This window comes from Mycobacterium sp. (genome assembly GCF_049673265.1).
In the GTDB taxonomy this organism is placed as follows: Bacteria; Actinomycetota; Actinomycetes; order Mycobacteriales; family Mycobacteriaceae; genus Mycobacterium.
The window spans coordinates 1-9,307 of sequence record NZ_JBATXN010000231.1 but is presented as its reverse complement, the minus strand read 5'-3'; the positions used below and the strand labels follow the sequence as shown (position 1 = coordinate 9,307).

General features: G+C 64.2%; 11 protein-coding genes. 5 read left to right on the top strand and 6 right to left on the bottom strand.

Features of this window, described 5'->3' with window-relative positions; genetic code table 11:
• The 3 genes from WBF82_RS08320 to WBF82_RS08310 all read right to left on the bottom strand — a co-directional run.
• Positions 1-1,343: CoA transferase (locus WBF82_RS08320; protein WP_424382573.1), on the bottom strand; the 1,343-nt coding region annotated here is incomplete at its 3' end.
• Between the two features lie 4 nt (positions 1,344-1,347).
• A complete protein-coding gene (locus tag WBF82_RS08315) occupies positions 1,348-2,319 on the bottom strand; it encodes an enoyl-CoA hydratase/isomerase family protein (protein WP_424382572.1) in 972 nt (323 codons plus the stop codon).
• Positions 2,320-2,565: 246 nt separating this feature from the next.
• On the bottom strand, positions 2,566-3,201 hold the full coding sequence (locus tag WBF82_RS08310) for a TetR/AcrR family transcriptional regulator (protein WP_424382575.1): 636 nt from the start codon (positions 3,199-3,201) through the stop codon (positions 2,566-2,568).
• Between the two features lie 132 nt (positions 3,202-3,333).
• On the opposite strand from WBF82_RS08310, the gene WBF82_RS08305 reads away from it, so the two are divergent.
• Positions 3,334-3,870, top strand: coding sequence for a hypothetical protein (locus tag WBF82_RS08305; RefSeq protein WP_424382571.1), 537 nt, complete (start codon positions 3,334-3,336; stop codon positions 3,868-3,870).
• Between the two features lie 7 nt (positions 3,871-3,877).
• Here the strand turns inward: WBF82_RS08305 and WBF82_RS08300 are convergent, their stop codons facing one another.
• On the bottom strand, positions 3,878-4,624 hold the full coding sequence (locus tag WBF82_RS08300; RefSeq protein ID WP_424382570.1) for a class I SAM-dependent methyltransferase: 747 nt from the start codon (positions 4,622-4,624) through the stop codon (positions 3,878-3,880).
• A gap of 88 nt (positions 4,625-4,712) precedes the next feature.
• Between WBF82_RS08300 and WBF82_RS08295 the strand changes: the two genes are divergently transcribed.
• The 3 genes from WBF82_RS08295 to WBF82_RS08285 are packed head-to-tail and all read left to right on the top strand — an operon-like array spanning position 4,713 to position 7,053.
• Positions 4,713-5,702, top strand: a complete 990-nt coding sequence (locus WBF82_RS08295; RefSeq protein ID WP_424382569.1) for a GNAT family N-acetyltransferase — start codon at positions 4,713-4,715, stop codon at positions 5,700-5,702.
• Position 5,703: 1 nt separating this feature from the next.
• Positions 5,704-6,372, top strand: coding sequence for a DUF5642 family protein (locus WBF82_RS08290; protein ID WP_424382574.1), 669 nt, complete (start codon positions 5,704-5,706; stop codon positions 6,370-6,372).
• 24 nt (positions 6,373-6,396) lie between these two features.
• A complete protein-coding gene (locus WBF82_RS08285; RefSeq protein WP_424382568.1) occupies positions 6,397-7,053 on the top strand; it encodes a DUF5642 family protein in 657 nt (218 codons plus the stop codon).
• 3 nt (positions 7,054-7,056) lie between these two features.
• Here the strand turns inward: WBF82_RS08285 and WBF82_RS08280 are convergent, their stop codons facing one another.
• Positions 7,057-7,653, bottom strand: a complete 597-nt coding sequence (locus tag WBF82_RS08280; protein ID WP_424382567.1) for an alpha-ketoglutarate-dependent dioxygenase AlkB — start codon at positions 7,651-7,653, stop codon at positions 7,057-7,059.
• Positions 7,654-7,683: 30 nt separating this feature from the next.
• Entirely contained in the window at positions 7,684-8,115 is a 432-nt protein-coding gene (gene soxR / locus WBF82_RS08275; RefSeq protein ID WP_424382566.1) for a redox-sensitive transcriptional activator SoxR, read from the bottom strand.
• A gap of 46 nt (positions 8,116-8,161) precedes the next feature.
• Here soxR and WBF82_RS08270 point away from each other — a divergent pair.
• On the top strand, positions 8,162-9,307 hold a 1,146-nt coding region (locus tag WBF82_RS08270), incomplete at its 3' end, for an arginine deiminase (RefSeq protein ID WP_424382565.1).

Here is a 9,307-nt window from a genome sequence, read left to right as displayed (position 1 = left end):
TGAGAGTTCTCCACCTTGATCACTTCGGCGCCCAGGAGCGCAAGTAGTTTGCCGGCATACGGTCCGGCCCACACTTTGGTGAGCTCGACCACACGAACTCCTTGTAATGGCCCGCCTCGTGCCAGCTTTGGCGGTTTGGGTTGTGCCGAGGCCGCCCTCAGCGCCGGTCGAGGCGTCGCGATGCCGGCCATAACCTCGCCGGTGTGCTGGCCCAGACTGGGCGCCGCAGTGGCGATACACACCGGCGATGCCGTCATCAGGTAGGGAACGCCAGGGTAGGCTGCGGTGCCGAGCACCGGATGGGTGACGTCTTGGAAGAAGCCGCGATAAAGGTACTGCGGCGAGGTTTTCAGGTCGGCGGCGCTCTTGACGGGTACCAGCGCAACCCCCAACCGCTGGGCTTCTTCGGCCACCGCGTCTTTACGCCAGTCCGCGACCCACTTTGCGAACCCGTCCTTGAAGCTCGCCACCTTCTCCGGCGTAACCGAGAACTCGAGCCAGTCGTCGTCAAAGGCATCGAGCCATTTCGGTTGTCCCATCAGTTCTTTGAGGCTCGCCCAGTGCTTGCGGCTGGTCATGTAGAGATAGACGAACCCGTCTGCGCAGGCGAAAAATGACGCCGGGCCCTGCTGATCGTAGTCAGCACGGGAGTTTTGCGGCGCTATCTCTCCGGTGATGAACCTGCCCAGCACGCTGTCGGCGCGCGACGCCAGGACCGCTTGCTGTGAAACGTCGATGAATTGGCCTGCGCCGGAGTGCAGCTGGCGGAACAGCGATGCGGCTACACACAGCGCCGCGTCGAGCCCGGCTTCGTAGTCGGCGACGAAACGGCCGGGCCCCTTCAACGGCGGTTTGGTGGGATCGGCGTTACTGGGTGTGTGATAGCCCCAGCCGCTGCTGTTGAATACGTTGATGCTCTTGGAGTTTTGGAATTCCGGCGGGGCCTGGGCGCCGTACGGGGTGATAGAACAGAACACCACCGCGGGGTGCCGACGCGCAATATCGCTGGCCGACAAGCCAACTGATTCGGCCCACGGCGGCGCGTGATCGTCGACCACCGCATTGGCCGTGGCGACGATCTTGTGCAGCGTCTCGATCTCGTCGGGTGAGCTGACGTCGAGCACGACCGAACGCTTATTGGTGTTCAGGTAGGCGAACAGCGCACTGCGCTCGGGGCTGCCGTCGTCACCGATGATCGGCGCCATCGCCCGAGTCGGGCTGCCGCGATGCGGGCGCTCGATCTTGATCACCTCGGCGCCGAAGTCTGCGAGCAGTTTCCCGCAGTATTCGCCGGCAACCGATTCAGCCAGCTCGACGATCCTGATACCGCTCAGTGCCGACATGGACTCAGGGCTTGTTGCGTCCCGAGCGGCTCAGCCGCCACTCCGGCGGGAAATTCATGTCGTTGTCCTTGACCACATTGTTCAGGCCTTTGCCAAAGGTGCCTTCGGTGAGGTCGACCTCGTTTTCGCGGTCATTTTGGATCAGCGGCAGCATCCCTTCGATCATCCCGGTGAGCAGGCTGCCGAAGTATTCGCCCTTGTGCTGCTTGTACAGCTCGAGGAATGTCTTCTGCACCGCGACGGTGTCGGTGGGCCGGGACCGCGAGCAGGCCATCGCGTACTTCAGCGTCTCGTCTTCCAGCTTGTCGCGGGGCACCACGCTGTTGATGAAGCCGCATTCGTACATTTCCTTTGCGCTGAACGGCCGTCCTGTGAACAGCATTTCGGAGAATTTCCGCAAGCCCATCGTCTCGGCCCACCACCACAGCCGTGGTCCCCAACCCACGTAGCGGAACGCGGGATGCCCGAAAAGCGCGTCGTCAGAAGAGATCACCAGGTCAGCGTCACCGGCTTGATAGAAGTGCCACCCGTAGCAGTACCCCTTGGCTTCGATGATGCTGATTTTCCGCAGCTCCTGCAGCGGTCGGCAACCGGCGGGCGCCTTGGAATAGAAATCCGTGACCGTGGACAGATAGCGGTACGAGCCGCCCGGCGGGTACTTGACGTCGTCATCGTTGATCGCGAGCTCGTGCAGCAGCGGCATACCGGGGTTCTCCAGCATTGGCCGCTGTTCGGGAAGGTCGCCGCCGCTGCCGAAATCCTCTCCCTCGCCCCGGATCACGACAACCTTGACATCGTCGTCGACGTTGCACTTGTGGATCAGGTCGGCATAGTTCTGGCGCATCCCCAACGTGGTCGAGTTCTGTGCCTCCGGACGGTCGAAAGTGATATAGGCGATCCGGTTTTTGGTGTCCTTCTCGAACTTGATCAGGGGCTCGGCGTCGCGCTTCATTTGTTCGTAGTCGTACTCAGGCATCAGTCATCTCCTGCTTAGTTGGTGTTGCCGGTGCTGATCGTCACGAAATCGTGCCTTTCGCTTTAACTTCCACGTCCGGGTGCGCCGCATGCGGGTTCGATGCCGCAAGTGTGTCAGCGTCTGAGGTGGCGCGGGCGATTTGTACTTTCTGCTTAAAAGAACTGCGCTCGGCGGCGCCGGCGCCGAGGAGTAACTCTATTGCCGTAGAGAACCATATGCGGCTGCATTGGGCAAGAGGCCGCTGCGCTAGCGGGTCAGCCGTCCCCGCTGCTCGCTGCCCAAGATCCCCGTCACGATGGCCGAAAGGACGCCGTCGAGGCGCTCTGGACTGTCGATGATCCGGTCGCCGTGGGCGAAGCGCAGCAAAAGGCCGTTGATGAATGTCAGCGTGACGTTGCTCAGATCGTCGACGACCGCGGGGTCCAGGTCGGCGCCGTGCGGCAGCAGCTGCACCAGGATGTCGTGATGCAGCTTGGTGAAGGCGTCGGTGCCGCGTTGCAGGGTTGCCGCGATCGCCGGATCGCGGGTGGCCTGCATGGTCAGCTCATAGCGCGCCTTGGTCAGACTCAGCTGCGGCTCTTCCCCGGACTCGATGACAAGGTTGGCCAGCGTGGAGGCCGCCGCCCCGTCAGCGAGGCCGGCCCGGTCGGCAACCGACTGCAACGTGGCCAGGTCGACCTCGACCATCCGCTCGGCAACCGCGCGCAGCAATGCCGAGCGGGTGCGGAAGTAGAACGAGGTGGTGCCATCGGGCACGTCTGCGCGTGCATCGACTTTCAGGTGGCTCAGGCCTTTGGCGCCGTCATCGGCCAGTAGCTGGATCGCCGCATCGCACAGTTCGCGGCGGCGCTGGTCCGGGTTGGGCTTGCGTCTTTTTTGTATGCCGGCAGTGTAGCGGCCCTTTACCGGCGGTTTTGGTGTCAAGGCAGATCTCGTCGGGTGCTAGGTTTTCGTTCGATGCCAGGTTACTCTATATTCGTAGTGTCAATCCGAAGCCTGTCGAACGGACAACATGTGGCCGCTCCCGCCAGCCCTCTCGCCCAACTGAATAGCGCGGCTCAGCTGCCGGCCGCCACCTCGCTGCGGCTGGCGCCGCAGGATTGCGGCCGGTATCGGCTGCATGTGGTCGCGACCAACATCGCCGATGTGGTCATGTCGATCGGCGGGCTGATCGTCGATCGGGCGATGGCGGGATGGGATGTCACGGTCGCGGTCGACGGAGACCGTCGAGACGCGATTGACGACCGGCCCATCCGAATATTGGGTGCCCGAGTCGCGATCACGCCGGCGGGACCCCACGTGCTCGCCGTCGCAACCGATGTCTTCGTCGCAAGCGAGCCGGTCCGTCGGCTGGCGTTGGCGGCCCGCAAAGGCAATACGGCCGACGTTCTGCTTTGGGGCCGGGGTCATCCGCCGAATCTGAACTGCAGGTTCGTCCCGGTTCGACATCGGCCGAGCGCCGCCGCGCAGGTGTTCAAATCTCATGCCCTGGCTGCTCGGGGAGCGGTCGCCGCGGAGCCGACCGAAGAAGGGTTCTACTCGATGGGCTGACCCCAGGTCAGCTGGGCTTGCGGGCCGTCACGAACTGCAACGTGCGCTGGGTCTGCTGGTCTATGCCGATCAGACCGGCCGAGGTGAACAGGTCGACGAAGGCATGACGATCGAACATGCGCAACCCGATCACGCGGGCACCTCCGGTCATCGCGCGCCGGACAGGCGGCGACTGCCCGGCGTAGCTCGTCAATATCGCCACTCGGCCGCCGGGCGTGAGCACCCGGACCATTTCGCGGGCAACCCGAAACGGCTCAGGCATCAGATACAGGGCGCCGAAACAACAAACGGCATCGAATGATTCGTCGTCGAACGGCAGCGTGCTCGCGTCCCCGCGGACGTAGCAGGTGCGTGGGCCGCTGTTGTCCAGCACGGCGCGCTTGAGCATCGGCTCGGAGATGTCCAACCCGACCGCCAGGCCGCCGTCGGGGAGACGTTCCGCCAGTCGGCCGGTGAAATTGCCTGGGCCGCAAGCGACATCGAGCAGCCTGCGCGCACCGGGCAGACGCAATGCCTCGGCGGCGCGACGTTGCTCGGCGTCGGTGGTGACTCCGCTGGCAATGTAGAACGCAACCGGGCGCCACAGTCGTTCGTACACGCCCGCGACCAACGGGCTGTTCATGGCGCGCTGGGCGAAGGTGGGCACCGGCGCTGCCGTTGATTCGCCCAGCACGTCGAGGAAACCGTGCCGCACGGTCGCATCGCGGTCCAGAAGGTTGCGGGTCGTCTCCAGTGGAGAGTCGCTGATGTCCATCCCGTGAGTCTGGTGCATCCTTGCTGCGAACCGAACCCAGCCCATAACCTTGCAGCATCGAGACGGCGACAGGGGCGGATTAGGCATTGTGACCGAACTGACCGCACTACGTGCCGACGAACTCGCCGCGTTGGACATCTTCAAGGGATGTCCGCCGGAGGACCTCATGCCGCTGGCGGCGAGCCTGCAACCACTGCGGGCCACCGCGGGCCAAGTGCTCATGCAGCAGGGTGAGCAGGCGATTTCCTTTCTGCTCATCTCGTCAGGTACCGCCGAGATCAAGCACGTCGGAGAGGACGACGTGGTGACCGTCGAGCAAGTGTCCGCCGGCACGATCGTCGGCGAGATCGCTCTGCTGCGTGACATCCCGCGGACGGCGACCGTGACCACGACCGAGCCGTTGACCGGCTGGATCGGTGACAACGACGCTTTCGCCCGGATGGTGCATATCCCGGGAATCATGGGCCGGCTGGTGCGCACGGTCCGCCAGCGGCTCGCCGCTTTCCTGACGCCGATCCCGGTCCGGGTTCGCGACGGGACCGAACTGCTGTTGCGCCCGGTGTTGCCCGGTGACAGTGAGCGAACGATGCAAGGGCATGTCCGGTTCTCCAGAGAAACGTTGTATCGGCGGTTCATGTCAGCGCGGGTCCCCAGCCCGGCGCTGATGGATTACTTGGCCGAGGTCGACTACGTCGACCACTTTGTGTGGGTGATGACCGATGCGGAGGGCAACCCGGTTGCCGACGCCCGCTTTGTTCGAGATGATCACGATCCCAGCGTCGCCGAGATTGCGTTCACCGTTGCCGACGCCTATCAGGGCCGTGGTATCGGTTCGTTTTTGATCGCCGCGCTCTCGGTCGCCGCCCGGGTCGCCGGAGTCGAAAAGTTCACCGGCCGGATGCTCGCCGACAACGTGGCGATGCGGACGATCATGGACAATTACGGCGCTTTCTGGGAGCGCGATGACGTCGGGGTGGTCGTCACCGTCATCGACGTGCCGCGGGAGATTCCGTTGAGCCGCGATATGACGGATAAGATCAAACGTGCTGCGCGCCAAGTTATTCGGTCTGTTGGCTAGCATTCGGCCCTGGGTCGCTGCGGTGGTTGTGGTTGCTCTGCTGCTCGCCTCTTGTGCGCAGGCACGCCAATCCGCGCCGACACCGTCGGGCACCACTGCGGCTCGCCACATTGATCCCGCCAACATCAAACGGGTGGGACGCGAACTACCGCCTGGCTATGAGGTGACCGCGTTTTCGGGCCAGGCCGTGCCACCGGCGATCTGGGGTCTTGGCGGCGATAGCGCATCGACCCCTGCGCGTTGTGCGGCGCTGGCCGACCCGGCCGGCGGTCACGGGCAATCCGCTCAAGGCATTTCGGGATCCGGTGCCGGCGGGATCGTGTACGCAGTTGTTGCGGCTGCGCCCAGCGGCCCGGTTTCGCTGGATCAGCAGCTGGTTTCGCAGTGCAGTGGGTGGACCATGACCAGCCGTCGCGCCACCGCCCGCGTTCGTCTGGTCGACGCCCCCCGCATCGACGGCGCCGAAACCCTCGGTATGGCCGCCGATATCACCACGTCGGTTGAAGGCGGCAACCAAATCGGCTCCCGGGCAAACACCTTCACGGCTTATCTCGGCGACTACTACGCGTTCACCACGCTGATCAGTGACCCCGGCTCACCGCAGTCGCCGCTGATGCCGCAGTTCGCCGCCGACCTGCTGGTGAAAGCCGTGTCGGCGTTACGCGCTTGAGGACGGTGCATTAGATTGACGCGGATGATGCGGATAGCGGTCGCGATCGGATGTGCCTGCTTGCTGGCGGCGTGTTCTCATGGCTCTTCGGACAACGCCGCATCCGCCGATATCACCAAGATTTCGCAGGTGGACTCCAGCTTCGGACCGGGATATAAGGTCAAGGACGTCCCGAAGACCGGAATCGATCCCAAGGTGCTCTCGACGCACAAGCTTCCGCCGGGGCTGACGTTCGATCCGCCAGATTGCTCATCATTTGTGATCGGCGAGGACATGCCGCCGGGCTTGCAGGGGAACATGGCCGCCGTTGCCGCCGAGGGTGCCGGCAACCGCTTCATTGCCATGGCCGTGCAGACGTCCGAACCAGTGCCGTTCAACGAGCCGGCCCGCAATTGCAGGAAGGTGGCATTCCAGGGCGGCCAAATGCGCGGCCTCATCGAGGTCGTCGATGCGCCGCAGATTGAGGGGACACGCACCCTGGGAGTGCACCGGATCCTGCAAACGGTTGTCAGCGGAAAGCCGCGCAGCGGCGAGCTTTACAACTACTCCGCGCACTTCGGCGACTACCAGGTGATCATCACCGCCAACCCGCTGCTGCAACAGGGCAAGCCTGTCACTCCCGTTGACACCAATCGGGCGCGCGACTTACTGGTCAAATCGGTCGCGGCCGTCAGAAGCTGATTTTTAGCGCACGTCTTTCGGCCGGAACTGGATACTGACCCGGGCGCCGATAGCGGACGACGTTTTGGGCACCGAGTGCTCCCAGGTTCGCTGACAAGAACCGCCCATCACCAGCAGATCGCCATGAGCCTGTGGCAGCCGCAACGACGCCCCGCCGCCGCAGGGCCGCAGCGCGAAAGTCCGGGTGGCGCCGAGGCTGACAATCGCCACCATGGTGTCCTGGGTGCTGCTGCGGCCGATCGTGTCGCCGTGCCACGCGACGCTGTCCGACCCGTCGCGATACCAGCACAGGCCTGCCGTGGTGAACGGCTCGCCCAACTCGCCGGCATAGATGTCGTTGAGCCGGCGGCGAAGCCGGCTAAGCCCCGGATGCGGCGGATCCTCGACAGTCAGGTCGTGAAAGCTGACCAGGCGCGGCACATCGAGGACGCGGTCATACATCTGACGGCGCTCGGCTCGCCACGGCACTGTCGCCAGAAGTTCGGTGAACAACTCGTCGGCGCCGGTTAGCCAACCGGACCGGATATCGATCCAGGCTCCGCTGCCCAGCGGCCTGCGCTCGTTGCACTCGAACAACGATTCCTGTACGGCAATCGCCACAGCCCCGAGTCTATCGCACACCCGTTCGAACTACAGACGTACCGGTCCGGGTCCTTGGTTGGCCAGCACGTCGCCCGGATTGGACAACGCGCAACTGCGCAGGCTCAAACAACCGCAGCCGATGCAGTCGGCGAGGTTGTCGCGCAGCCGCTGAAGATGCAGGATCCGATCGTCGAGGTCGGCGCGCCAGCCGGCGGACAGTCTCGCCCAGTCCCGGCTGGTCGGAACCCGATCGCCGGGGAGTGTGGCCAGCGCATCCCGCACCCGCGCCAGCGGGATGCCCAGCCGGTGCGACATCCGGATAAAGGCGACGCGGCGCAGTGTGTCGCGACTGTAGCGGCGCTGGTTGCCTGAGGTTCGCCTGCTAATGATCAGCCCCTGCCGCTCGTAGAAGTGCAAAGCCGAGACCGCAACGCCGGCGCGCGCCGCCAATTCGCCGGGTAGCAATTCGTCGGTGTCCATAACCTAAACGGTACTTGAGGTGATGGTTCCGGTTACCGTGCTAAGTGTGAGCAGTAGTGAACTGGGATCCGACTCCGAAGTGGGCGCACTAAGGGTGGCAATCCTGCACCGACCAGGCGCCGAACTGAGCCGACTCACGCCGCGTAACAACGATGATCTGCTGTTCGACGGATTGCCCTGGGTCGCAAGGGCGCAGGAAGAACACGATGCGTTCGCCGAGTTGCTTCGCTCTCGCGGCGTTGAGGTGCTGCTGCTGTCCGACCTGTTGACAGAAGCTCTCGGCAGTGGCGCCGCCAGGATGCAGGGCATCGCCGCGTCAGTTGACGCCCCACGCCTCGGAATGCCGCTGGCACAAGAGCTCTCGGCCTACCTGCGAAGCCTTGACCCGGCCGCGTTGGCGCATGTGCTGATGGCCGGCATGACATTCACCGAGCTGCCTTCAGATACCCGCGCGGACGATTCGCTGGTGCACCGGATGCATCACGGCAGCGACTATGTCATCGAGCCGCTGCCGAACCTGGTATTCACCCGCGATTCCTCGATCTGGGTCGGACCGCGGATCGTCATCCCGTCACTGGCGCTGCCGGCTAGGGCGCGTGAGGCGTCGTTGACCGACTTGATCTATGCACACCATCCGCGATTCACCGGAGTGCGCCGGGCCTACGAATCTCGCACCGCACCCGTCGAAGGCGGTGACGTGTTGTTGCTGGCACCGGGCGTCATTGCGGTCGGGGTGGGTGCGCGGACCACGCCGGCGGGCGCAGAAGCCTTGGCGCGCAGCCTGTTCGACGACGGCCTGGCCAGTACGGTATTGGCCGTGCCGCTGGCCAAAGAACGAGCGCAGATGCACCTCGACACCGTGTGCACCATGGTCGATACCGATGCGGTGGTGATGTACGCCAATATTGTCGATTCGTTGTCCGCTTTCACGATTGCGCGTACGGCCGATGGCGTAAAGATCTCCGACGAAGCTCCGTTCGTCGAAGCCGCGGCCGCGGCGATGGGTATCGACAAGTTGCGTGTCATTGACACCGGGCTGGATCCCGTTGTCGCCGAACGTGAACAGTGGGATGACGGCAACAACACGTTGGCGCTGGCGCCCGGCGTCGTCGTCGCCTATGAGCGCAACACGCGAACCAACGCTCGTCTCGAGGACGCCGGGATCGAGGTAGTTACCATCGCCGTCTCAGAG

What these genes read in the sequence shown, in the direction of transcription:
- WBF82_RS08315 (WP_424382572.1), bottom strand. Translation starts at nt 2,319, where the DNA reads ATGCCTGAGTACGACTACGAACAAATGAAGCGCGACGCCGAGCCCCTG.
- soxR (WP_424382566.1), bottom strand. Translation starts at nt 8,115, where the DNA reads ATGGACACCGACGAATTGCTACCCGGCGAATTGGCGGCGCGCGCCGGC.
- WBF82_RS08285 (WP_424382568.1), top strand. Translation starts at nt 6,397, where the DNA reads ATGATGCGGATAGCGGTCGCGATCGGATGTGCCTGCTTGCTGGCGGCG.
- WBF82_RS08300 (WP_424382570.1), bottom strand. Translation starts at nt 4,624, where the DNA reads ATGGACATCAGCGACTCTCCACTGGAGACGACCCGCAACCTTCTGGAC.